21 protein-coding genes are annotated in these 22749 nt (G+C 64.2%); 10 read left to right on the forward strand and 11 right to left on the reverse strand.

Annotated elements, in window-relative coordinates; translation table 11 throughout:
• Window positions 1-61: 61 nt before the first annotated feature.
• Complete coding sequence (locus ACTIFE_RS02925; RefSeq protein ID WP_439527672.1) at window positions 62-703, reverse strand: NUDIX domain-containing protein; 642 nt, start codon at window positions 701-703, stop codon at window positions 62-64.
• A gap of 301 nt (window positions 704-1004) precedes the next feature.
• Here ACTIFE_RS02925 and ACTIFE_RS02930 point away from each other — a divergent pair, with 301 nt between their 5' ends.
• The 7 genes from ACTIFE_RS02930 (at window position 1005) to ACTIFE_RS02960 (ending at window position 7495) form a co-directional block, all read left to right on the forward strand.
• On the forward strand, window positions 1005-2225 hold the full coding sequence (locus ACTIFE_RS02930; RefSeq protein ID WP_439527673.1) for a substrate-binding domain-containing protein: 1221 nt from the start codon (window positions 1005-1007) through the stop codon (window positions 2223-2225).
• A 335-nt stretch (window positions 2226-2560) separates the two neighbouring features.
• Window positions 2561-3340 carry an ABC transporter ATP-binding protein gene (locus ACTIFE_RS02935; RefSeq protein WP_439527674.1) on the forward strand — a complete coding sequence of 260 codons (780 nt, stop codon included), beginning with the start codon at window positions 2561-2563 and terminating at the stop codon, window positions 3338-3340.
• Window positions 3333-4058 carry an ABC transporter ATP-binding protein gene (locus tag ACTIFE_RS02940; RefSeq protein ID WP_439527675.1) on the forward strand — a complete coding sequence of 242 codons (726 nt, stop codon included), beginning with the start codon at window positions 3333-3335 and terminating at the stop codon, window positions 4056-4058. The genes ACTIFE_RS02935 and ACTIFE_RS02940 overlap by 8 nt, the downstream gene beginning before the upstream one ends.
• Window positions 4055-5083 (forward strand): branched-chain amino acid ABC transporter permease, encoded by a 1029-nt coding sequence (locus ACTIFE_RS02945; RefSeq protein WP_439527676.1) that lies wholly within the window; start codon window positions 4055-4057, stop codon window positions 5081-5083. Before ACTIFE_RS02940 ends, ACTIFE_RS02945 begins: the two co-directional genes overlap by 4 nt.
• A 10-nt stretch (window positions 5084-5093) precedes the next feature.
• Window positions 5094-6155: a branched-chain amino acid ABC transporter permease gene (locus tag ACTIFE_RS02950; protein WP_439527677.1), complete on the forward strand. Its 1062-nt coding sequence runs from the start codon at window positions 5094-5096 to the stop codon at window positions 6153-6155.
• Between the two features lie 20 nt (window positions 6156-6175).
• Window positions 6176-6982, forward strand: a complete 807-nt coding sequence (locus tag ACTIFE_RS02955; protein ID WP_439527678.1) for an alpha/beta fold hydrolase — start codon at window positions 6176-6178, stop codon at window positions 6980-6982.
• 300 nt (window positions 6983-7282) lie between these two features.
• A complete protein-coding gene (locus tag ACTIFE_RS02960) occupies window positions 7283-7495 on the forward strand; it encodes a cold-shock protein (RefSeq protein WP_439527679.1) in 213 nt (70 codons plus the stop codon).
• A 439-nt stretch (window positions 7496-7934) separates the two neighbouring features.
• On the opposite strand, the gene ACTIFE_RS02965 is transcribed toward ACTIFE_RS02960, so the two are convergent.
• From ACTIFE_RS02965 to ACTIFE_RS02990, 6 genes are all read right to left on the reverse strand, one after another.
• Complete coding sequence (locus ACTIFE_RS02965; protein ID WP_439527680.1) at window positions 7935-8489, reverse strand: DUF934 domain-containing protein; 555 nt, start codon at window positions 8487-8489, stop codon at window positions 7935-7937.
• 21 nt (window positions 8490-8510) lie between these two features.
• A complete protein-coding gene (locus ACTIFE_RS02970) occupies window positions 8511-9275 on the reverse strand; it encodes a phosphoadenylyl-sulfate reductase (RefSeq protein WP_439527681.1) in 765 nt (254 codons plus the stop codon).
• Window positions 9262-10920: a nitrite/sulfite reductase gene (locus tag ACTIFE_RS02975; RefSeq protein WP_439527682.1), complete on the reverse strand. Its 1659-nt coding sequence runs from the start codon at window positions 10918-10920 to the stop codon at window positions 9262-9264. Before ACTIFE_RS02975 ends, ACTIFE_RS02970 begins: the two co-directional genes overlap by 14 nt.
• Before the next feature lie 52 nt (window positions 10921-10972).
• The gene (locus ACTIFE_RS02980; protein WP_439527683.1) at window positions 10973-11269 is read right to left on the reverse strand and encodes a DUF2849 domain-containing protein; all 297 of its coding nucleotides are present in this window, start codon (window positions 11267-11269) and stop codon (window positions 10973-10975) included.
• Between the two features lie 50 nt (window positions 11270-11319).
• Window positions 11320-12771, reverse strand: coding sequence for a siroheme synthase CysG (gene cysG / locus ACTIFE_RS02985; protein ID WP_439527684.1), 1452 nt, complete (start codon window positions 12769-12771; stop codon window positions 11320-11322).
• 425 nt (window positions 12772-13196) lie between these two features.
• On the reverse strand, window positions 13197-14363 hold the full coding sequence (locus ACTIFE_RS02990; protein ID WP_439527685.1) for an acetyl-CoA acetyltransferase: 1167 nt from the start codon (window positions 14361-14363) through the stop codon (window positions 13197-13199).
• Between the two features lie 445 nt (window positions 14364-14808).
• On the opposite strand from ACTIFE_RS02990, the gene ACTIFE_RS02995 reads away from it, so the two are divergent.
• Window positions 14809-15600, forward strand: coding sequence for a glycosyltransferase family 2 protein (locus tag ACTIFE_RS02995; protein WP_439527686.1), 792 nt, complete (start codon window positions 14809-14811; stop codon window positions 15598-15600).
• 10 nt (window positions 15601-15610) lie between these two features.
• On the opposite strand, the gene ACTIFE_RS03000 is transcribed toward ACTIFE_RS02995, so the two are convergent.
• Complete coding sequence (locus tag ACTIFE_RS03000) at window positions 15611-16951, reverse strand: HD domain-containing phosphohydrolase (protein WP_439527687.1); 1341 nt, start codon at window positions 16949-16951, stop codon at window positions 15611-15613.
• A gap of 148 nt (window positions 16952-17099) precedes the next feature.
• Between ACTIFE_RS03000 and ACTIFE_RS03005 the strand changes: the two genes are divergently transcribed.
• Together ACTIFE_RS03005 and ACTIFE_RS03010 are read left to right on the forward strand one after the other, a co-directional pair.
• Window positions 17100-18356: an NAD(P)/FAD-dependent oxidoreductase gene (locus tag ACTIFE_RS03005; protein WP_439527688.1), complete on the forward strand. Its 1257-nt coding sequence runs from the start codon at window positions 17100-17102 to the stop codon at window positions 18354-18356.
• Window positions 18353-18805, forward strand: coding sequence for a YaiI/YqxD family protein (locus ACTIFE_RS03010; RefSeq protein ID WP_439527689.1), 453 nt, complete (start codon window positions 18353-18355; stop codon window positions 18803-18805). The genes ACTIFE_RS03005 and ACTIFE_RS03010 overlap by 4 nt, the downstream gene beginning before the upstream one ends.
• Window positions 18806-18976: 171 nt before the next feature.
• Here ACTIFE_RS03010 and ACTIFE_RS03015 read toward each other — a convergent pair whose 3' ends face one another.
• From ACTIFE_RS03015 to ACTIFE_RS03025, 3 genes are all read right to left on the reverse strand, one after another.
• Complete coding sequence (locus ACTIFE_RS03015; RefSeq protein WP_106754024.1) at window positions 18977-19342, reverse strand: BA14K family protein; 366 nt, start codon at window positions 19340-19342, stop codon at window positions 18977-18979.
• Window positions 19343-19837: 495 nt separating this feature from the next.
• Window positions 19838-21229, reverse strand: coding sequence for an aspartate aminotransferase family protein (locus ACTIFE_RS03020; RefSeq protein WP_439527690.1), 1392 nt, complete (start codon window positions 21227-21229; stop codon window positions 19838-19840).
• A 53-nt stretch (window positions 21230-21282) separates the two neighbouring features.
• Window positions 21283-22734: a glutamine synthetase family protein gene (locus ACTIFE_RS03025; RefSeq protein WP_439527691.1), complete on the reverse strand. Its 1452-nt coding sequence runs from the start codon at window positions 22732-22734 to the stop codon at window positions 21283-21285.
• Between the last annotated feature and the right edge of the window lie 15 nt (window positions 22735-22749).

Below are 22749 nucleotides of genomic sequence, written 5' to 3' on the forward strand. Positions count from 1 at the left end.
TCCGTCTCCCGCTTCGGATGCCCCAGACGCTAACGGAAGGTGGAAGGGTCTGCAATCGACCTCAGGCGCCGTTCATGGTCGGAAACAGTCCAGGGTGTCTCAGCATGAGATGCTGCAGCAGGATCACGGACTTGGCGTCGCGCAGGCTCCCCGTCACGAGAAGAGCGGCAGCATCGGCAAAGCTGAGCTCTATGACGTCGATGTCCTCGCCTTCATCGGCCAGGCCGCCTCCGGCAGCGCGGGGCGTGCCATCATAAGTGGCAAGGTAAAGGTCGGCACGGGCACCGAGAATGCCGGGGCTGGTGTAGCTCGCCATCACATGGGTCAGCGTCAACGCCGTGACGCCGAACTCCTCCAGAAGCTCGCGGCGAGTGCCATCTTCCGCGCCTTCGCCCTGTTCCAGCCGGCCGGCGCAGACTTCGAGCGGGTAGGGGTCGTTCTGGTCTATCAGCATCGGCACGCGCAACTGGCGGCACAGGAGGAGGCACCTGCGCGCAATGTCGACAGGCAACGCGGCAACGACATTGCTGCCATAGCGGACGACTTCTCGGGTAATGTCCTGGGCGGACCCATCGCGCCGGGTCTGGCGCAGTGTGATTTCCTCCACTGTGGCCCGGCCGCGGTAGGCCTCCCGGCGGGACAGGATCTCGACGCGGGAGGGCTGGCGGACAGCATCGGGGGTGGTTTCTGGCGTTGTTGCCATGCGGCAGTCATGCTCCTGTCTCGGACAGCCGGCAGCTTACAGGAACCACTGGCGTGGACCAGACGCCAAACTGTCATTTGACATGACACCTGATTCAGGTTTCATATAACTCATCCGGTTTCCGCCGTCCTGGCTGGATCTCCCTTGGACCTCTCGGGGCCTGTCGGCGAGACCTGCCTGGCGTGAGCCCCATCGCCACGACGCTCCGGCCATGACCGGCGCGCATTCAAGGTTTCGCGGAAGGCTGGATACATTCTGGAATGCGAGGGAGCGCGTTTCAGTCCTCGGGAGGAGTTTGCCAATGAAATCGACCGTGCCAATGCCGCTGAAGCGCCTTGCGCTTGTTGCGGCTCTCGGGCTGGCTGCCACAGCCCCGTTTGCCCTCGGCTCTGCCGCCCAGGCCGAAGACATCCGCATTGCCCATGTCTATGACAAGACCGGCGCGCTGGAAGCCTATGCCAAGCAGTCGCATATCGGCCTGATGATGGGCCTCGAATATGCAACCGGCGGCACCATGGAAGTGAACGGCCGCAAGCTGGTTGTGATCGAGAAGGACACCCAGACCAAGCCGGATGTTGCCAAGGCCGTGCTGGCTGAGGCCTATGGCGATGACAATGCCGACATCGCGGTTGGTCCGGTCGCCTCCGGTGTGGCGCTGGCCATGCTGCCGGTCGCCGAGGAATATGAGAAGATCCTGATCGTCGAGCCGGCGGTGGCCGACAGCATCACCGGCGAAGCCTGGAACCGCTACATCTTCCGCACTGGCCGCAATTCCTCGCAGGACGCCATCGCCAACGCGGTCGCCCTCGGCCAGGACGGCGTCACCATCGCCACCCTGGCGCAGGACTATGCCTTTGGCCGGGATGGCGTTGCGGCCTTCCGGGACGCGCTTGCGCCGACCGGAGCGAAGCTGGCTGTCGAGGAATATGTCCCGACCGACACCCAGGACTTCACCGCCAGTGCACAACGCATCTTCGACCAGATGAAGGACCAGCCGGGCCGCAAGTTCCTCTTCATCATCTGGGCCGGTGCCAACAACCCGATCGGCAAGATCAAGGCGATGGAGCCGGAGCGCTTCGGCATCGAGATCGCCACGGGCGGCAACATCCTGGCCGCGATGGCTGCCTACAAGGCACTGCCGGGCATGGAAGGGGCGACCTATTACTATCACGACATCCCGAAGAACCCGGTCAACGACTGGCTCGTCACCGAGCACCAGAAGCGCCATGAATCCCCGCCGGATTTCTTCACCGCAGGTGGCATGACAGCGGGCATTGCCGTGGTCGAGGCCATCAAGAAGGCCGGTTCGACGGAGACGGAAGCGCTGATCACCGCCATGGAAGGCATGGAATTCCAGACGCCGAAGGGCAAGATGGTGTTCCGTCCCGAGGACCATCAGGCGCTTCAGTCGATGTACCACTTCAAGATCAAGGTTGACCCGGCTGTGGCCTGGGGCATTCCGGAACTGGTGCGTGAACTGAAGATCGAGGACATGAACATCCCGATCAAGAACAAGAAGTAAGCTGGTGACTGCAAGCGGTACCCTCTCCGCTCCCCTCCCCCTTGTGGGGAGGGGTTGGGGGGGCCGGACACACCAAACAGGCTTTGGTCCGGAGTTTCCCGTTGAGCCGCAGCCCCCTCTCCCGCTTGAGGGGAAGATGCCCCCGGATGGGGGCAGAGGGGGGTACTAGGCACTCTCGTCTCGCGTTGACTGCGCTGGACCGCTGTACCCTCCTCTGTCTGCTGTCGCAGACATCTCCCCCTCAAGGGGGGGAGAGGGGCGCTGCGGCGCGCGGGACTGCTGTGGCCCCGGAACACCAATCTCGCCTTCCCCCCAACCCCGCATGGAACCATCCAGTGGCGCGTGAACATCCCATTCTGGAAACCCATGAGCTGACGATCCGCTTCGGCGGGCATGTGGCTGTGGATCATGTCAGCTGCGCCTTCGAGCGCGGGACGCTGACGGCGATTGTCGGGCCGAATGGCGCCGGCAAGACGACCTATTTCAACCTGATTTCCGGCCAGCTTCGGGCGAGCCATGGCAAGGTGGTGCTGAATGGCGAGGACATCACCCGGATGAGCGTGCCGGAGCGGACGCTGAAGGGCATCGGCCGCGCGTTCCAGCTGACCAACCTGTTTCCGACCCTGACAGTGCGCGAGAATGTGCGCCTGGTGGCGCAGGCACGGGCCAGTTTGGGTCTGGATTTCTTTTCCATGGCCGACAGCCATGTCGAGCTGATCGAGCGGGCCGAACATGTGCTGGCGGAAGTGCATCTTCTCGACAAGGCGAACCAGACGGTCAACGCCCTGCCGCATGGCGACCAGCGCAAGCTGGAAGTGGCGCTGCTGATCGCGCTGGGACCGCAGGTGCTGATGTTCGACGAACCCACCGCCGGCATGAGCGTCGACGAGGTACCGGTGATCCTCAATCTGATCAAGCAACTGAAGGCCGACAAGGACCGCACGATCCTGCTGGTCGAGCACAAGATGGACGTGATCCGCACCCTCGCCGACCGCATCATCGTGCTGCACAACGGGGCCCTGGTCGCCGATGGCGAACCGGCCACCGTGATCAATTCGGCCGTGGTGCAGGAAGCCTATCTCGGCAAGCGCGTGACGGAGGCTGCCCGTGGCTGACCCGCTTTTGACGCTGGACGGCGTCCACACCCATATCGGGCCTTATCACATCCTGCAGGGCGTTTCGCTGACCGTGCCGCAGGGCGGAGTGTCAGTTCTGCTTGGCCGCAACGGCGCCGGCAAGACCACCACCTTGCGCACCATCATGGGCCTGTGGCGGGCGAGCCAGGGCCAGATCCGCTTTGACGGCCGTGACATCACCCAGCTGGACACGCCGTCGATCGCCCGCGCCGGCATTGCCTATGTGCCGGAAAACATGGGCATCTTCACCGATCTGACGGTCGCGGAAAACATGATGCTCGCCGCCACCTCCGGTGCGATCGATGCCAAGCGGCTCTCGTGGGTGCAGGATCTTTTTCCGCCGATCCGGAACTTCTGGACCTCTCCCGCCGGAACGCTTTCGGGGGGGCAGAAGCAGATGCTGGCGGTGTCGCGGGCGATCATCGAGCCGCGCCGGCTAATCCTGATCGACGAGCCGACCAAGGGCCTGGCCCCGGCGATCATCGTCGCGATGACGGACGCCCTGCGCCAGCTCAAGGAAACCGAGACGACCATCCTCCTCGTTGAACAGAATTTCGCCATGGCTTCCAGCCTCGGCGATTCCGTCGCGGTGATGGACGACGGGCGCATCATTCACGCAGGCGGCATGGGCGACCTGGTGGCCAGCCCGGCCTTGCAGGAACGATTGATGGGACTGAGCCTGGAGGCACATCAATGAGCGAGACGCAGATCCGGCCCCGTATCGAGGCGCGGCCGCTTGGTGAGAGACTGGCCGAAAAACTGCCGATCCTGCTGGTGCCCCTCCTGATGCTGGGCGGACTTTTCGTCACCGGCAATCCGTCCACCTGGGCGACGCTGACCGTGGCCGGGCTCGCCATGGGGCTGATGATCTTCATCATGGCCTCCGGTCTGACGCTGGTGTTCGGGTTGATGGATATCATCAACTTCGGCCATGGCGCTTTCGTCGCTGTTGGCGCATTTGTCGGGTTCTCGGTGCTCGGCTGGCTGTCCGGCTGGACTGCGCATCCGGCGGTGATGATGAACCTCGCCGCCATGCTGATCGCCATCCTCGTCACGATGCTGGCGACGGGCATGATGGGTTACGCTTTCGAGCGGGTCATTGTCCGCCCGGTCTATGGCCAGCACTTGAAGCAGATCCTGGTGACGATGGGCGGGATGATCATTGCGCAGCAACTCATCCATGTGGTCTGGGGCCCGGATGCGATCCACCTGGCGCGGCCGCTGGCGCTGCAGGGCTCCTGGGTGATCGGAGATGCGGCCATCGAGAAGTACCGTCTTGTCGCCGTCGGTCTCGGGCTGACGCTGTTTGTCGCGATGCGGCATGTGCTGAAACACACCAAGGTCGGGCTGCTGGTCCGTGCCGGGGTGGAGAACGGCGAGATGGTGGAAGCGCTCGGCTACCGCATCCGCCGCCTGTTCCTCGTCGTCTTCATGGTCGGCTCGGCGCTGGCCGGTCTCGGCGGCGTGATGTGGGGCCTCTATCAGGAGACCATCACCGCGCATATGGGCTCGGAAATCATGGTGCTGGTGTTCATCGTCGTCATCATCGGCGGTCTGGGGTCTGTGGAGGGCTGCTTCATCGGCGCGCTTCTGGTCGGGCTTCTGTCCAACTACACCGCTTTTGCCGCGCCGAAGGTGGCGCTTGTCTCCACCATCGCGCTGATGGTGGTGGTGCTGATGTGGCGACCGCAGGGGCTTTATCCCGTCGTCAAGGCCAAGTGAGGAGCGCCCCATGCTGATGAAACTCCTGTCCGGTGATCGTCCGGGAAGCCTTGTGCTCACACTCCTGCTTTTGCTCGTTCTGGCAAGCCTTGCCTTCGCGCCTTTCCTGTTCCCTGGCAGCAAGTCCCTGGAAACCGCGGCCCGGATCTGCATCTTCATCGTGCTAGTGGCGAGCTATGACCTCCTGATCGGCTACACCGGCATCGTCTCCTTCGCCCACACGATGTTCTTCGGCCTTGGCGCCTATGGCACTGCGCTCGGGCTGTCGCTGGGCGGGGCAAGCTTTGCCGCAGCCGGTCTTGGCGCCCTCGGCGGCGTGGCACTGGCGGCTGTTCTGGCGCTCGCCATTGGGCTGTTCTCACTGCGCGTGAAGGCGATCTTCTTCGCCATGGTGACACTGGCCATCGCCAGCGCCTTCGCGGTTCTGGTGTCGCAGCTCTCCTTCCTCACCGGCGGCGAGGACGGGCTGAACTACAGGATCCCACGGGAACTGACACCCGCCTTCAAGCTCCTTGCGGAGCCGGTGCTCGGCGTCCGCATCGATGGCAAGGTGCTGAGCTATTACCTGATCTTTGGGGTTGCCCTGGCGCTGTTCCTCACTCTGCTGAGGATCGTCAATTCCCCCTTCGGCCGGGTGCTGAAGGCGGTGCGAGACAATTCCTTCCGCGCCGAAGCCATTGGCTACAAGGTGGTGCGCTACAGGACGGCAGCGACCGTGCTTTCCGCCGTCATGGCCGCGATGGCCGGTGTGCTGCTGGCCCTGTGGCTGCGCTATACCGGCCCGGCGACGACCCTTTCGATGGAAATCATGGTCGATATCCTGTTGATGGTTGTCATTGGCGGCATGGGGACGATGTACGGGGCAGTGCTGGGGGCGGTGATCTTTATTCTGGCGCAGACCTACCTGCAGGCGCTGATGGGCATGGCGGAACAGGCAACAGCCGGCATTCCGCTGCTGCCGGACCTGGTCGCTCCCGACCGCTGGCTGTTGTGGCTTGGCGTGCTTTTCGTCCTGTCGGTGTATTTCTTCCCGACCGGCATCGTCGGGCGGCTGCGCGCGGGCAAGGCATGACAGCGGTGGTGAGGCACGGCGTGAGTGCCCAGGGCCTTTTTGTCCGGGAGGCAAGTCCCGATGCGGCGACGTCTCCCGCCATCATCCTGCTGCATGGCTGGTCCTGTCACGGCGGCTTCTTCGAGCCGCAACTGCAGGCGCTGGCCGGCAAGGCCAATGTGCTCGCTCCGGACCTGCCGGGACACGGGCAGACCGGACCGGCAGTGGCACTCACCATCGAGGCGGCTGCGGATGCGGTTGCCGAACTGATGCGGGACCGCGATCTCTCGAACGTTGTCCTGGTCGGCTGGTCGATGGGCGCGCATGTCGCCTATGCACTGGCGAAACGCCATGGCACCTCCCGGCTGAAGGCACTGGTTGCGCTCGACATGACACCGAAGGTTGTCAACGACGCCACCTGGTCCGGCGGCGTCCGCGACGGGCTTGATGTCCTGCATAACGCCGAGGTTCTGGAAGCCATCATTCCCCGCTGGCCACAGATGGCCGAGCGGATCGCGATGCGCCTCTTTGCGACCGGCGAGGTCCCCGATCCGCAGCGCCTTGCCCATGCCCGGCGGGAGATCCTCGCGGCTGACCCCCGTCTTTTGAAACCGATGTGGGCCTCGTTGACGGCGCAGGATTTCCGTGCGTTCCTGCCAGAAATTGATTGCCCGCTGCATCTGGTCTGCGGTGGCCAGAGTGCGCTTTATGACAGGGCCGTCGCCGACTGGCATGCCGACAATGTGCCCGGTGCGACGGTGCATTATTTTGTCGGTTCAGGACATGCACCGCATCTTGAGGAACCGGAGCGATTGAACCGGTTGGTGTTGGACCTGGCGGGAATATGACCCGTCTTGCAGGGACTCTCCCGCGCAGGCGCGCACCTGCAGGAGCAAGGGCCTGCGCCTTGCCGGCGAACCTTGCAAGGGGCTGACCGGCTCCCTATCTCCTCGGCATCGGCCCAGCTTCTGCCAGCCGTACGGGCATCGACCCAGACCATTGGGGACCCGGAAAGACTGGTGACGGGCGCCTGGCGCCAACTCGGCCTGCCTTTCCCGTTTCTGCCTGGGCTGCGTCGTTGCCATGGCTCCGCCGGATACGCCTGCGGGGCGCGAACCGACTACGACACTTCGGGAAGGGATACTGCCATGCGCGAAACCGGCACCATCAAATTCTTCAACCATGACCGTGGCTTCGGCTTCATCTCGCCGGAAAATGGCGGCAAGGATGTGTTCGTGCACATCTCGGCCTTCGAGCGCTCGGGTATGGGCACGCCGGAAGAAGGCGCCAAGGTGACCTTCATCACCGAAGACGACCGCCGCGGCCGTGGCAAGCAGGCTGCCGAACTGGCTCTGGCCTGATCCGCAAGATTTCAAGGAAACGGGGCGGCCAGTGGCCGCCCCGTTTTTGTTTGGGCAATGCTCTGACCGGCATCTGCGACTTTGGCAAAGCCCCAGCAACCTTCTCCCCCCTTGAGGGCAGGGCGATTGCATGTGATGTCTGTGACGTGTTCGATGTGAACGACTGTGCCGAGAAAGTTTGAACTGTCGGAGCCTCTCAGCTCCCCTCCCCCTCGTGGGAAGGGGGTGGGGGTGGGGGGAGCGGACTTAAATCCAATTGCCGACGTTGCTGACCAGGCTGATTTCAGACGCCTTGTGATCTAGCGGCCTCCCGTGCCCCCCACCCCTCACCCCTCCCCACGAGGGGGAGGGGGGCTGAGAGGCCTCGAAAACCGTCTGGCCACACATGTAATCGCCCTGCCCGCACGGGGGAGAGGGAGCTCGGGCGACGATCAGTGCCTTACTCGGCGGCCTGGTCGACCTTGTGCAGGTCGGAGGGGCGGCGGGCCCAGGGGCGGGTGCCGGCCGGGATTTCGGCGACACTGCCGACCGGCTGGAGGTAATGGGTGACTTCCGGCCATTCGCCAGCGCGAAGCGCGGCTTCCACCTGGGGCTTGACGATCTCGAAGCTGGACACGCCGCAGCGGCGCATCAGGGGGATCTGGTCGAGGATGAAATCGCCGATGGCGCGGATGTCGCCGGCGTAGCCGAGCTGTTCGCGCAGGATGCGGGCGGCAGAGAAGCCGCGCCCGTCGGTGAACTTCGGAAATTCCACCAGCACGCGCGGCAGATGGGTCAGATGCGGCTCCAACTGCTGCACGTCCTCGCCGGCGGCAATCAGCACCGCCGCGCTGTCACCAAGTGCGACAAGGCGCTCGGGATCGGCCAGGAAGCGGGCGAGCGGAACCATCAGCCTCACCCCTTCGGCAGCGGGCTGAGCCGGCAGCTCTGCGTCGGCCTCAAGGCGCACCCAGGCTTCTTCGGTAAAGGCGCCATTGGCGTAGATCTTGGTCATGCGAGGTGCGTCCTTGCAGCGTCAGGTGTTGCCCGCGCCCGGCAGCGGGCTCGAGGACAGGGAAAGATGAATGCCGCATTCGGTCTTGGCCTGGCCGCGCCAGCGCCCGGCGCGCGGGTCTTCTCCCGGAGCGACCTTGTCGGTGCAGGGCAGGCAGCCGATGGACGGATAGCCTTCGGCGACGAGGGGATGCGGCGGCAGGTCATGCAGCTTGGCGTATTCGAGAATGTCCGCCGCCGTCCAGTTGGCGAGCGGGTTGACCTTGACGCGGCCGTCCTCGGCCTCGAACACGGGCAGGGCCGCACGTGTGGAACTCTGGAACCGCTTGCGGCCGGAGATCCAGGCGTCGAAGCCCTTCAACGCGCGGGCCAGCGGCAGCACCTTGCGCACATTGCAGCAGGCATCCGTGTCGTTCATCCAGAGCATGCCGGCCGGGTCGATGGCGGTCAGTTCGTCCCGCTCGGGCCGTGCGACACGCACGTCGGTAAGGCCAAGCTGCTCCACCAGCGCATCGCGGTAGCGCAGCGTCTGCGAGAACAGCTTGCCCGTGTCGACGAACAGAACCGGCGTCGACGGGTCGACCGCGGCCACCATGTGCAGCAGCACGGACGAGTCGGCGCCGAAAGACGACACCAGCGCGATGCGGCCACGGTAGTGGGTGTTGATGGCGTCGCTCAGGATTTCGAGCGGCGCCGCGCCCTCATACTGGGCCGCGAAGGCGCGGGCTTCTGCGCCGGCCCCCAGATCCGGGTCGAGGGCCAGTCCGGCCAGATCACTCAGCCCCATAGAGCGCCTCCTTGAACGGGTCTTCGCCGAGGCGGCGGTAGACGTCGAGGAAGGTCTCGTCCTTCGAGCCGCGCAGCTTCAGATACGTGTCCACCAGCATCTCGATGGCATCCACCACCTCGTCGGAGGAGAAGCCACGGCCGACGATCTCGCCGATCGAGGACCGTTCGTCGGCCGAGCCGCCGAGCGTGATCTGGTAGAACTCCTCGCCCTTCTTCTCGAGGCCGAGAATGCCGATGTGGCCGACATGGTGATGGCCGCAGGCGTTGATGCAGCCGGAGATCTTGATCTTCAGCTCGCCGATGTCGCTCTGCCGCTCCGGCGCGCCGAAGCGTTCGGAAATCCGCTGTGCCACCGGGATGGAGCGGGCCGTGGCAAGGGCGCAGTAGTCCATGCCGGGGCAGGCGATGATGTCGGTGATGAGCCCGGCATTGCCTTCCGCCATGCCGGTCTTCACCAGCACGTCGAAGATTTCCGGAAGGTCATCGAGCGCCACATGCGGCAGGATGACGTTCTGCTCGTGGCTGATGCGGATCTCGTCGAAGGCATAGCCCTCGGCGAGATTGGCGATCACGTCCATCTGGGCGTCGGTGGCATCGCCCGGGATGCCGCCGATCGGCTTCATCGACAGGGTCACGCTGGTGTAGCCCGGCACCCGGTGCGGATTGAGGTTATGCGCCACGAAGCGGGCGAAGGCGGGATCGGTGGCCTTGCGCGTCTCGACCTTGGCGCTCGTCCCGGCGCGCGGGTCGAGCTGCGGCGGGGCGAAATAGGTCTCGATGCGGCGCACTTCCGCGTCCGGCAGGCGCAGGATGCCGAAGCGGATCTTCTCGAACTCGGCCTCGATGTCCGCCTTCAGGTCCTCGAGGCCCGTCTCGTGCACGAGGATCTTGATGCGCGCCTTGTACTTGTTGTCGCGGCGGCCATAGCGGTTGTAGACGCGCAGGATCGCTTCCGAATAGGCCAGGAGGTCTTCCTCAGGCAGGAAGTCGCGCACCTTGCGGCCGATCATCGGCGTGCGGCCAAGACCGCCGCCGACGAAGACGACAAAGCCGATCTCGCCGGCCTCGTTGCGGGCCAGCTGCAGGCCGATGTCATGCACCTGCACGGCGGCGCGGTCATGCGGGGCGCCGGTGATGGCGACCTTGAACTTGCGCGGCAGGAACGAGAACTCCGGGTGCAGCGACGACCACTGGCGCAGGATCTCCGCATAGGGGCGCGGGTCGGCGATCTCGTCAGCGGCAGCGCCGGCGAAATGATCCGCTGTCACGTTGCGGATGCAGTTGCCGGAGGTCTGGATGGCATGCATCTCGACTTCGGCCAGCTCTTCCAGGATGCGCGGCGTGTCCTTCAGGCTCGGCCAGTTGAACTGGATGTTCTGGCGCGTGGTGAAGTGGCCATAGCCCTTGTCGTAGGTGCGCGCGATATGCGCCAGCTTGCGCATCTGGCGGCTGTTCAGCGTGCCATAGGGGATGGCGACGCGCAGCATGTAGGCGTGCAGCTGCAGGTACAGCCCGTTCATCAGGCGCAGCGGCTTGAACTCGTCTTCCGACAGTTCGCCCGACAGGCGGCGGCGCACCTGGTCGGCGAACTGCGCGGTGCGTTCCTGAACGAAGGCCTGGTCGAATTCATCGTAGCGGTACATGGCGCGTCTCCGGCAGGTGGAAGGCCGGTGCCTTCCCCCGCAAATCTCGTTGTCAGGCGGTCTCGCGGGCCTGCTTGCCAAGGGCGGGATGGGTGGTAGGGCCGGCGGCGCGGATCTTCTCGCGGAAGCGCGAAGGCTCCAGCCGTCCATCGATCTCGATCACGTCGATCTCGTAGGGCTCGACGATCAGCCGGGCGGCAACAGCCTGCGCCCCAAGGGCGAGCGCGGCGGCGATCTCGTCCTTGTCCGCAAGCACGCGCGCCTTGCCGATCAGCTCGACCCAGGTGCCGTCTGCGCCCAGAAACACGACCTCGCCGTCGATCAGACGGTTGGCGGTGATGACCTTCATTCCTCTCTCCTCAGGCCGCCCCGCGACGGGCCGCCACTTGTTCTGCGCCCTCAGGCGGCGATGGTGGCCCGCAGGCGCGGAGCAATCGGGGCGGCCTTCGACAGGGCCGCATGGGCGACGGCCTCGCCGATGACGATCAGCGTCGCGCCGGAAATATCCGTCCGCTCACCCAGCGCCGGCAGGTCGGCCAGCGTGCCGGCAAACTGGCGCTCCTCCGGATGGGCGGCGTTCTCGATGATGGCGACAGGCGTGCTGCCAGCAAGACCGGCCTCGATCAGCCGCTGCGACACCGCAGCAGCCACGGTGCGGCCCATGTAAACGGCAACGGTCGCGCCCTTCAGCGCCAGACCGGCCCAGTCGGGCAGGGTCTCGCTGTCGGCGTTGTGGCCGGTTGCAAACACCAGCGTCGAGGCGACACCGCGCAGGGTCAGCGGGATCTGCGCAGAGGCGGCGGCGGCAAAGGCGGCCGTGACGCCGGGCACAACTTCAAAACCGATGCTGGCGGCGCGCAGGGCGTCCATTTCCTCGCCCGCCCGGCCGAACACCAGCGGATCACCGGCCTTCAGGCGCACGACCTTGTGGCCGTCCTGCGCCAGCTCGACCAGCACGCTGTTGATCCGCTCCTGCGGCACCGAATGGGCGCCCTTGCGCTTGCCGACGGAAATGCGCTGGGCGTCGCGCCGTCCCATGGCCACCACGGCATCCGGCACCAGCGCGTCATGGACGATGACATCGGCTTCCTGCAGCAGGCGCTGGGCCCGCAGCGTCAGGAGATCCTCGGCGCCGGGACCGGCGCCCACCAGCCAGACGAAACCACTCTCGTCCTGGGCCGCATTCAGCAGGCGCTGCGCTTCCACGCGCGCCACATCCGGACGGCCGGCAAAGAAATTGGTGGCAACGGGGCCGGAGAAGAACTTCGCCCAGAAGCGGCGACGGGTCGCGCCATCGGTGAGGACGCGGGCGGCTGTCTCGCGCAGGCTTTCGGCGAGACGAGCCAGATCACCGGTCGAGCGCGGCAGCAGGCCCTCGATGCGGGCGCGGATGTGGCGCGCAAGCACGGGACCGACGCCGGTCGAGGTAATCGCCACGGCGATCGGGGCGCGGTTGACCAGCGCGCCGGTGTAGAAGTCGCAAAGCTCCGGCTTGTCGACCGCGTTGGCCGGAACGCCGAGAATGCGGGCGGCCTCGACGACGGCGCGGTCCAGCCGCTCGTCCTCGCGGGCGGAGAACACCAGCGCCACGCCGTTCAGGTGGCGCGGGCGGAAATCCTCGGCAATGTGATGCGCGCCGACGGCGGCAATGACCTCGGCCAGCTCCGGCTCGATCTCGTGGCTCACCACCTCAATGATGGCGTTGGTTTCCCCCAGCAGCCGCACCTTGGCCGCCGCTTCGCCGCCATGTCCGACGATAACAACCCGCCGGTCCGCCACCTTGTGAAAGGCGGGGAACACGTCGAGGCGCGACAAGCGCTTCAGATCGGTCGTTTCGCTGCGAACGGACATGGCCGCACTCCGGGCGATGAAAAACTATGCTCAAGATACCGGGAGCTTTCGCAAAATACCGGGCATCGTTTTTCAAAGTTCGTGGGCGGGGGAGAAAATGCTCCTGTAGCAGTGAATTTTGCCAGAAACGCTGGGCGGGGCGCGAGGCTCCTCCTGCCGCCTTGCGATGTCCGGCTGACGCCTCATCGACTGGACAACCGCCTGTCGCTCAGCGGAAAACCACCCACCGCAGTCCTCCCCGCCCCCGTGCGGGGATCCATTCGGCCTTGCTGCGAGCAGGTGAGGGTGCGTTCTGGCGCTGGAGCAGTGCAGATCCCCGCACGGGGGCAGGGATGACCTCCGGGAGGGAAGGGCAGGGTGCCAGGCAAGGCGATGCGTTGCCTGGCACCCTGTTCGCTACGTGGGTGTGAGGCGTACCCCCGCCCTTACTTCATCGCCTGCAGGATCGACACATAGTTGGCGACGGCCGCGCCGCCCATGTTGAAGATGCCGCCGATGGAGGCGTCCTTCACCTGGATGCCACCGGCCTCGCCGGTGAGCTGCATGGCGGTCAGCACATGCATGGACACGCCGGTGGCGCCGATCGGATGGCCCTTGGCCTTCAGGCCGCCGGAGGGGTTGACCGGCAGCTTGCCGTCCATCTCGGTCCAGCCTTCCAGGATGGCGCGGGCGCCATCGCCTTCCTTCACCAGACCCATGGCTTCGTATTCGATCAGCTCGGCGATGGTGAAACAGTCATGCGTCTCGACGAAGGACAGGTCATCGAGCGTCAGCCGGGCATTGGTGAGTGCCTTGCCCCAGGCCGTCTGGCAGCCCTCGAACTTCAGGATGTCGCGCTTCGACATCGGCAGGAAGTCCTGCACATGCGCCATGGCGCGGAAGGCAACGGCCTTCTTCATGCCGAGCGCGATGGCCGGATCGGTCAGGACGAGCGCGGCCGCACCATCGGAGACCAGCGAGCAGTCCGTGCGCTTCAAGGGGCCGGCGACGAAGGGGTTCTTGTCGCTTTCCTGGCGGCAGAACTCGAAGCCGAAGTCCTTGCGCATCTGGGCGTACGGATTGTTGACGCCGTTCCGGTGGTTCTTGGCCGCGATCTTCGCCAGCGCGTCCGACTGGTCGCCATGGCGCTGGAAATAGGCATCGGCGATCTTGCCGAACACGCCGGCAAAGCCCGCCGGAATGTCACCCTCTTCCTTGAGGTAGGAGGCCTTCAGGAGGTTCTGGCCGATTTCCGGTCCCGGTGTCGTCGTCATCTGCTCGACGCCGACCACGAGCACGAAACGGGCCGAGCCGGTGGCAATGGCGCGCACGCCCTGATGCACGGCGGCAGAGCCCGTGGCGCAGGCGTTCTCGACCCGGGTGGCCGGCGTGAAGCGCAGCGCCGGATCGGCCTGCAGCACCAGCGAGGCGGTGAAATCCTGCCGCGAGAAGCCGGCGTTGAAATGGCCGAGATAGATTTCGCCGACGTCCTTCGGCTCGATGCCGGCGTCGATGATGGCGTCCGTTGCCGCGCGGACGATCATGCTCTCGACGGTTTCCTCGGCGTGCTTGCCGAAGGGCAGATGGGCCCAACCCACGATGGCTGCGGTCATGTTCCGGTTCCTTGTTCTCGGCCCGTCCTCGCCGTTGCAGGCTCGGGATGGCCAGTTTCCTCCCGCGTTGGCCGGATGGTTCCATCCCGGCGCTGCAGCGGCAAGTCACAAACTGACTTTAACGTAAGATAGGCCGCAGTTTGTCCTAGTTTCCAGTCGCCGGGGCATCCTCCCTTTGGTGGGTGCTGCAATGCGGTGGGTAAAAATTTTGCGATGCAGCAAACGGTTCACACGGTTGTCACCTGCCGCTGCGATAAGGAGACCCGTTGCGGAACAGGTTTTTGGTACTTCGGTCATTGCAGATGTTTCCGAGCCGGGCGGGTTTCCCCCCGGCTCTTTTGCTTTTCCGCCTCCGGCCCGCACGGGCTCTTCCACCAGCGCCGGATATTGACTAACAGGGACAGACTTGCCGCGCCGCGTGCCGGCGCCAGCGGACCTTCGAAGCATGAGCGAACACTTGCCCCTCTCCGTCTTCATCATCGCCCGTGACGAGGCGGACCGCATTGCGGACACCATTCGCTCCGTGAAGGATTGGGTGGACGAGGTGATCGTCATCGACAGTGGTTCGGTCGATGCGACGGTGGCGGTTGCAGAAGCTGAAGGCGCGCGGGTGGTGTTCAATGCCTGGCCCGGCTACGGCCCGCAAAAACGCTTCGGCGAGGACCAGTGCCGCAATGACTGGCTGTTCAATCTAGACGCCGATGAAGTGGTGACGTCTGGTCTTGCCGAGGAAATCCGGGCTCTGATGGGCGCGGGCGGCCACCTTGCGGCGGATGGCTGGCGGGTGATGATCCGCGACGTTTATGCCCATGAGGATGAACCGGCGTCCTGGGCCTATGGCTATCACCAGATCCGCCTCTACGACCGGCGCAGGGGCCGGTTCTCGGCCTCGACCGTGCATGACACGGTGCGCCCCGAGCCCGGTGCGCGGCTGGCGGACCTCAAGGGCATCGTCGCGCATCACTCGATCCGCTCGCTCACTTTCCAGGTCGAGAAATACAATCGCTACTCGACAATGCAGGTAACCGACATGCGCGTCCGGGGCCGGTCACTGCCGCGCTGGCGGTTGCTGACCGAGTTTCCCTTCGCATTTCTGAAGGCTTATGTGGCGCGCAAATACATGCGCTATGGCTGGTGGGGGCTGATCCTGTCGCTCAACTATGCCCACGCACGCTTCCTGCGCGTGGCCAAGGCCTATGAGGCCGAACTGCTGGCGAAAAGGCTCGGGCGCAGCTGACGTCCGGGTCTCAGGCGACGATGCTGTCCGCCTCCCTTTCAACCCGCCGCACGCGGATCGGCTGGCGCAAGCCGGACAACCGGTCGAACTGCCACAGGCGCTTGATGGTTGTGTTCGTCAACTGATGGCCGCGTGACAGGACAAGTTCATGTGCCCCATCGGTCAGGATATCGTCAATTAACACATCGCCCGGATGCAAGGCTCGGATATGGCAGGAAACGGTCTTGACGCTCTTGGACTTGTTCAGTTCATCGGCCAGCAGAGTGGCGCGGACGATTTCCAGCAACTTGGGATCATATTGCTTGCGGTTGATCGACAAGGCCTCGAAGGCAGCCAGATCCAGGCCGCTGTCCGGGCTGGCATACCAGAGATCGGTCAGGATCTTCAGGATACGAGAATGCAAGGGAATGTCCTTGCCAACCGGACCGTCAGCGGGAAACCCCGAGCCGTCATAGCCGCGATTTGCATAGTAGAGCACATCGGCGATCCGCTCGAACTGGGGGATGTTGCGCAGCAGATCGCGGGTCTGCTCCGGCGCACGGGACAGCATCTCGCGCTGTTGGTCGGTCAATGACCGCGCCGAACGGTAGCGCGACAAGATATCCTTGGGCAGCAAGGCCTCGCCAAGCGGCGAGAACATCATTGCCATCTCGAGTTCCCAGGCTCGCTTCACACCGATGGCCTTGCCCACCTGCAAGGCCCATTGGCGGAGGACAGCTGTCTTGCGGAAGGCGTCCGCATGGAACAGGGATAGGGTTTCGATCAGGATCTTGACAGTGCCCGCCAGCGTCTTCTCCAGCAAAGCCCTTTCGCGCACCAGCCGGGTGTTGTGCGTGAGGCCGTTGCGGATCGCGGCCTCCATTTCGTCGACCGTACAGGGTTTGTTGAGATACATGAGGACATTGGCGTCGTTCACGGCGCGCTTGGCGACTTCCACCGTCCGATCATTTGTCAGAAGAATGCGCGACGCGGCAGGATGACTGTCAATAAGACTACGCAGAAACTCGATCCCGTCGACACCGGGAAGGTTCAGTGCAGCAACAATTACACCTACATTGTGGTTCGCTTCGAGGAAAAGGGATGCCTCAATAGAGCTTGACGCAGTTGCAATTTTATATTTCTGGCCAAGTAAATTCTGGAAGCTCGACGTCACTTTGACGTCGCCATCTACAACGAGGATCTGATTTGACACATCTTGCATCATCGATGATCCTTTCGTATCAACCCCTGCCAAGATGTCCGACTCAAGGTGTGTGATCCGGCTTTTACTGGGCAAAGCTAGTAATCTGACGTAGGATAAAAAGAGGCTACAATTGCTAATAAATGATTTTTTCGTTTCCATTTTCAGCATTAAGCTTGCTTGCGTGTATTCCTGATCGATAGAAGTTTACCGTCTCCCTGGGGAGGCGACGGCTTTCCCGGTGTCTTCGCGCTCGAGTTGTTGCGTCGATTGCAGTGAAAGGGCACAACCACACCCCCATGTGATCAGGAAGCCATCAATGCCCCAAGACGCCCTGCTGCCGGCTGCCGCCACCGAATCAGTCGATGTTCTCATCATCGGCGCTGGCCCGGCGGGCCTCATCGCGGCGGATCATCTGTCGGCGGCGGGTCATGCCGTCACCCTTGTCGACCGGATGCCGTCACCGGCCCGCAAATTCCTGCTGGCCGGGCGTGGCGGGCTCAATCTCACCCATTCCGAGCCGCTGGATCGCTTTCTCACGCGCTATGGGTCAGCCGCCGCACATCTGGAGCCGGCGATCCGCGCATTTGATCCCGAGGCGTTGCAGGCTTATGCGGCAGGGCTTGAGCAGGAAACATTCATTGGCAGCAGCGGCCGTGTCTTTCCCAAGGCCATGAAAGCCTCGCCAATGCTGCGTGCGCTGTTGGCGCGGCTGGGGGCGCGCGGCGTGCGGCTGGTGTCCCGTGCAGCCTGGAGCGGCTTCGCGGCGCCGGGGGCATCGCGGTTTCATCATCCGGACGGCGGCGAAACCGTCATTTCCGCTTGCGTCACGTTGCTGGCGCTTGGGGGTGCCAGTTGGCCACGTCTCGGCGGAACCGGCGACTGGATGGCGCCCCTTGCCGCCGAAGGCGTCGGGATCCAACCCTTGCGTCCGTCGAACTGTGGTTTCGTCGTGCCCTGGTCAGACATGTTTTCCGACAAGTTCGCAGGCACACCGCTGAAGCGGATTGCCGTTCGTCACGGCACAATGAGCCAGCGCGGTGAGGCGATGATCAGCCGGACGGGCATCGAGGGCGGAGCGATCTATGCCCTTTCGTCGGCCTTACGGGATACGCTGGAACGCGACGGGTCGGCGACCCTTTATGTCGATCTGCGCCCGGATACAGATGCAGCGACGCTGACGGCGAAGCTGGACCGGCCACAGGGCAAGCAGTCGCGCTCGACTTTCCTGCGCAAGGCGCTCGGGCTTGCTCCGGTAGAGATCGCCCTGCTGCGCGAATGCGCGGCTGACGCCGTCGGCCCGACTGACCTTGCCGAGCGGATCAAGTCGCTCCCGGTCACAGTTACGGCAACGGCCGGCATCGAACGGTCGATTTCCAGCGCCGGCGGCATTGACTGGTCGGCCCTCAACCCTGATTTCTCGCTCAAAGCCCGGCCGGATGTGTTCGCTGCCGGCGAGATGATCAATTGGGAGGCCCCGACGGGCGGTTATCTCCTACAGGCCTGCTTTGCCACCGGGCTTGCCGCCGCGCACGGCATGGCCGCCCGGTTGCCGACGCAGGAGCCGGTGGCATGACCGTTCTCTACATCGACGCAGACGCCTGTCCGGTGAAGGAAGAAGCCGCTAGGGTCGGCGTTCGCCATGGCCTGCGCATCGTCTTTGTATCGAATTCCTGGATGCGGCTGCCGGATGAGCCCGGCGTTGAACGCGTGATCGTACCCGGCGGCCTCGATCAGGCCGATGACTGGATCGCTGAAGCTGTTGTGCCGGGGGATGTGGTGGTGACCGGCGACGTTCCGCTCGCCGCGCGCTGCGTCAAGGCCGGCGCGGATGTGCTTGGCTCCACCGGAAAGCCGTTTCACGATGTCGGCATGGCGCTGGCCATGCGCGATCTGAAGACGCAACTGCGCGAGGCGGGCCAGATCCGCGAGAGCGGCCCTGCCTTCTCCAAGCTCGACCGCTCGCGCTTTCTGCAGGCTCTCGAAAGCATGGTACGCGCTGCCCGCCGCAAGTCGGCAGGCTAATTCCGGGGCAAGGGCTTGCCAAAGCTGAAGGCCCCGCCGGTGAGGGCGAGGCCTTTCGGTGGCGGTTCGGCCGCCTGGGCTGTGTTCCGGGACTTCAAAACCGGTCCCGGTCGCTGAAAAGACGCATTGAAACGCTTGCTGAAAATGTCTGCTTGAAAGGGCTTGTGCCAGTTACTGGCAGAAGACGTGACGGCCGCTGTGGGTCCGGAAGTAGCCGGTGCGCGGATCGAACGAGCGATAGCGCGAGCTGCAGTAGCGGTACCATTCCGGGGTCCACGGAGCCGGGCGGTAGTAGACCGGCGCCGGAGCGACATAGCCGGGAGCCGGGGCCATGTACATCGGTGCCGGAGCGGCATAGGACGGGGCGGCGAGTGCGGAGCCGATGACAGCCCCGGCGATCAGGCCGCCGGCAACGGCGGCGCCCGTGCCCCAGCCGTGATGGCGGCGATGGCCAGCTTCGGCGGATCCTGCAGCAACGACCAGAAGGCCGGCTGTGAGGGTCAGGGCGGCGGCTGTCTTCATCATAGTATTCGACATGATGGTGTTCCTTCTGCTTGACTGTTCATCCGACTGGTCTTGCGAGGAGAGGCCTTCGCCCGTGTTGTTATGTCCTCGTTTCGATGTGACCTAAGGTAACAGCTTCCCAAATTGCAGATGTGACCCCTGTCACGATCTGACGGCTTTTGCAGAAGGGGGGTGAGTTGGCAAAGAGCCCCGCCCAGAAGTCGGGCTCAGTGCCAGGCCGTTGGTCGTCTTCATGGCGGCGGTGAACTTGTTCCGTGTCGCCCCGGGCGCAGCGAAGCGAAGACCCGGGGTCTACTCATTCGCAGAGCGACCGTGTGTCCGATTATGCGGAAGCTGCCTGCAAGAGAGCCGGCACATCGAATGGAAGCAGAGGCTCTGCAAGCGAGTAGGCCCCGGCTCGCGCTTCGCTTGGCCGGGTGACGCCGAAGGGATCGTCAGCAAAAGGCAACCCCGCCAGAAACCTGGCGGGGTTGATATGTTCAAGTCTTTCGGCAATCGATGCCGGTCTCAGATCATGCCGCGGCGCTTCAGTTCGGCGTGGGTGTCGTCGAGGGTCTTCTTGGCGGTTGCGACCAGGAGATCGGCCTCGTCATGGGTCAGCACCAGCGGCGGCGAGATGATCATGCTGTCGCGGACGGCGCGCATGATCAGCCCGTTGCCGAAGGAAATGTCGCGGCACAGCGTGCCGACGGTGCCGGTATCGGGGAAGGCCTTCTTGCGGTTGCCTTTCTCCGGGACCAGTTCCAGGGCGCCGATAAGTCCGGTCATGCGGGCCTCACCCACCAGCGGATGCTCGCCGAGTGCGCGCCAGCGCGCCTGCAGATAGGGGCCGATGTCGTCCGCCACACGCTGGACCAGGTTTTCGCGCTGGATGATTTCCAGGTTGGCCAGTGCTGCGGCAGCGCAGGCCGGATGACCCGAGTAGGTGTAGCCGTGATAGAACTCGCCGCCCTTGTCGATGACGCCGGCTGCCACCTTGTCGGAGACCAGCACCCCGCCCATCGGCAGGTAACCTGAGGTCAGGCCCTTGGCGATGGCCATCAGATCGGGCTCGATGCCGAAGAAATCGGAGCCGAACCAGGTGCCGAGCCGGCCGAAGCCGCAGATCACCTCATCAGCCACGAACAGGATGTCGCGTTCCTTCAGGATCCGGGACACTTCGGGCCAGTAGGTCTCCGGCGGAATGATGACGCCACCAGCCCCCTGGATCGGCTCGGCAATGAACGCGGCGATCTTGTCTTCGCCATATTGGTCAATCGCCTTTTCCAGTTCCCGCGCCGCCCAGATGCCGAACTCGGCAGGGCTCATGTCACCGCCTTCGCCGAACCAGTAGGGCTGCGGAATGTGGCGCACACCGGGGACAGGAAGGTCACCCTGCTCGTGCATCGCCTTCATGCCGCCAAGGCTGGTGCCGGCCAGGGTCGAGCCGTGATAGCCGTTCCAGCGGCCGATGATGATTTTTTTCTCAGGCTTGCCCATCTGGTCCCAGTAGAAGCGGACCATGCGGAAGATGGTGTCATTGGCCTCGGAACCGGAGGAACAGAAGAAGGTCCGGTTGAACTGCGGCGGAGAGATTTCCGCGAGCTTTTCCGCCAGTGCGATCACAGGCGGATGCGAGGTCTTGAAGAAGGTGTTGTAGTAGGACAGTTCGCCCATCTGCCGGTGCACCGCATCGGCGATTTCCTCGCGGCCATGGCCAACCTGGGCGCACCAGAGCCCGGCCATGCCGTCGAGGATCCGGTTGCCGTCGGAATCCGTCAGCCACACGCCCTTGGCAGATGTGATGATCCGGCTGCCTTCCGCGTTCAGCGCCTTTGTGTCGGTGAACGGGTGGAAGTGATGCGCCGCGTCCAGCGCGCGCAGCTGCGCGGTCGGATAGCGATTGGAAACAGCCGTCATGATGGGCTCCAGGTCAGGGGTTGGGGCGCGGGAGCATGTCCCGCGCCGGTTGGTCAGACGTTGAGCAGCAGGTATTCCCGTTCCCAGGGGCTGATCACCGACATGAAGGTCTCGAACTCTTCCTGCTTGATCGCGCGGTACGTGGCGAAGAACTTTTCGCCAAACACCTCGATCAGTTCCTCGCATTCCTCGAACAGGGCCAGGGCCTCCATCAGGCCGCGTGGCAGCGACTGCTGGATGTTGCTGGCATCCGACATGCGCGGCTCGTCCGGCTGCAGCTTGTTCTCGATGCCGAGATAGCCGCAGGCGAGCGAGGCGGCGATGGCCAGATACGGGTTTGCATCCGAACCCGGCACGCGGTTCTCAAGGCGCCGGGCATTCGGCTTGGAATAGGGCACGCGCAGGCCGACGGTGCGGTTGTCATAGCCCCAGAACACGTTCACCGGCGCCGCCGTGCTGCGCGAGAAGCGGCGGTAGGAGTTGACGAAGGGCGCCATGATGCAGGTGACATGCGGCAGGTACTTCTGGTGTCCGGCGATAAAGGACAGGAACTCGGATGTTGCCTCACCATCCTTGTTCGAGAAAATGTTCTCGCCCGTCTCGATGTCGGTCACTGACTGGTGGATGTGCATGGCCGAGCCCGGCTGGTTCGACATCGGCTTGGCCATGAACGTCGCGTACATGTCATGGCGCAGCGCGGCCTCGCGAATGGTGCGCTTGAACAGGAACACCTGGTCAGCCAGTTCCAGCGGATGGCCGTGACGCAGGTTGATCTCCATCTGCGCCGCGCCTTCCTCGTGGATCAGCGTGTCGATCTCGAGGCCCTGCTTTTCCGACAGGTCGTAGATGTCGTCGATGAGATCGTCGAATTCGTTCAGGGCCGAGATCGAATAGGACTGGCGACCCGCTTCCGGGCGTCCGGAGCGGCCCGTCGGCGGCTCCAGCGGATAATCCGGATCGGTGTTCGGCCTGACCAGATAGAACTCGATTTCCGGTGCGACAACGGGGCTCCAGCCCTTTTCCTCATAGAGGGCCAGGACGCGTTTCAGGACGTTACGCGGCGCGGTTTCCACCGGAATGCCGTCACGGGTGTAGGCGTCGTGAATCAGCTGCGCGGTCGGGTCGGTCTCCCACGGCACGGTGGTCAGGGTCGAGTAGTCGGGCCGGAAATAGAGGTCACCGTCAATCGGATTGTGCTGGAACCGGTCGTCGTCTTCCGGATAGTCGCCGGAAATGGTCTGGGCGAAGATGGACGACGGCATTGTCATGACCGGACCGGACAGGAACTTCTGGGTCGGCATCATCTTGCCGCGTGCCACGCCGGCAAGGTCCGGGACAATGCACTCGATGTCCTCGATCCCGCGTTCGGAAAGCCACATCTGCGCGGTTTCCATATCCGCCACCCCGCGTAGGCTGGTCAGGGTCGGGACTTTCTTCTTCTTGCTCACGGGTAGGCTCCTGAAAAGGCGTGTTCCGGTCCGCAGGCTCCTTGTCAGGGGCCACATCGGAGGCTGCCGCAT

It is taken from the genome of Pannonibacter sp. (assembly GCF_051860505.1).
In the GTDB taxonomy this organism is placed as follows: domain Bacteria; phylum Pseudomonadota; class Alphaproteobacteria; order Rhizobiales; family Stappiaceae; genus Pannonibacter.

Coding starts and splice junctions, on each gene's coding strand:
- ACTIFE_RS03025 (WP_439527691.1), bottom strand. CDS start 22,734: ATGTGGCCCCTGACAAGGAGCCTGCGGACCGGAACACGCCTTTTCAGG.
- ACTIFE_RS02925 (WP_439527672.1), bottom strand. CDS start 703: ATGGCAACAACGCCAGAAACCACCCCCGATGCTGTCCGCCAGCCCTCC.
- ACTIFE_RS02930 (WP_439527673.1), top strand. CDS start 1,005: ATGAAATCGACCGTGCCAATGCCGCTGAAGCGCCTTGCGCTTGTTGCG.
- ACTIFE_RS02975 (WP_439527682.1), bottom strand. CDS start 10,920: ATGTACCGCTACGATGAATTCGACCAGGCCTTCGTTCAGGAACGCACC.
- cysG (WP_439527684.1), bottom strand. CDS start 12,771: ATGTCCGTTCGCAGCGAAACGACCGATCTGAAGCGCTTGTCGCGCCTC.
- ACTIFE_RS03000 (WP_439527687.1), bottom strand. CDS start 16,951: ATGCTGAAAATGGAAACGAAAAAATCATTTATTAGCAATTGTAGCCTC.
- ACTIFE_RS02970 (WP_439527681.1), bottom strand. CDS start 9,275: ATGGGGCTGAGTGATCTGGCCGGACTGGCCCTCGACCCGGATCTGGGG.
- ACTIFE_RS02980 (WP_439527683.1), bottom strand. CDS start 11,269: ATGAAGGTCATCACCGCCAACCGTCTGATCGACGGCGAGGTCGTGTTT.
- ACTIFE_RS03010 (WP_439527689.1), top strand. CDS start 18,353: ATGACCGTTCTCTACATCGACGCAGACGCCTGTCCGGTGAAGGAAGAA.
- ACTIFE_RS02990 (WP_439527685.1), bottom strand. CDS start 14,363: ATGACCGCAGCCATCGTGGGTTGGGCCCATCTGCCCTTCGGCAAGCAC.
- ACTIFE_RS02995 (WP_439527686.1), top strand. CDS start 14,809: ATGAGCGAACACTTGCCCCTCTCCGTCTTCATCATCGCCCGTGACGAG.
- ACTIFE_RS03015 (WP_106754024.1), bottom strand. CDS start 19,342: ATGTCGAATACTATGATGAAGACAGCCGCCGCCCTGACCCTCACAGCC.
- ACTIFE_RS02960 (WP_439527679.1), top strand. CDS start 7,283: ATGCGCGAAACCGGCACCATCAAATTCTTCAACCATGACCGTGGCTTC.
- ACTIFE_RS02945 (WP_439527676.1), top strand. CDS start 4,055: ATGAGCGAGACGCAGATCCGGCCCCGTATCGAGGCGCGGCCGCTTGGT.
- ACTIFE_RS03020 (WP_439527690.1), bottom strand. CDS start 21,229: ATGACGGCTGTTTCCAATCGCTATCCGACCGCGCAGCTGCGCGCGCTG.
- ACTIFE_RS03005 (WP_439527688.1), top strand. CDS start 17,100: ATGCCCCAAGACGCCCTGCTGCCGGCTGCCGCCACCGAATCAGTCGAT.
- ACTIFE_RS02950 (WP_439527677.1), top strand. CDS start 5,094: ATGCTGATGAAACTCCTGTCCGGTGATCGTCCGGGAAGCCTTGTGCTC.
- ACTIFE_RS02965 (WP_439527680.1), bottom strand. CDS start 8,489: ATGACCAAGATCTACGCCAATGGCGCCTTTACCGAAGAAGCCTGGGTG.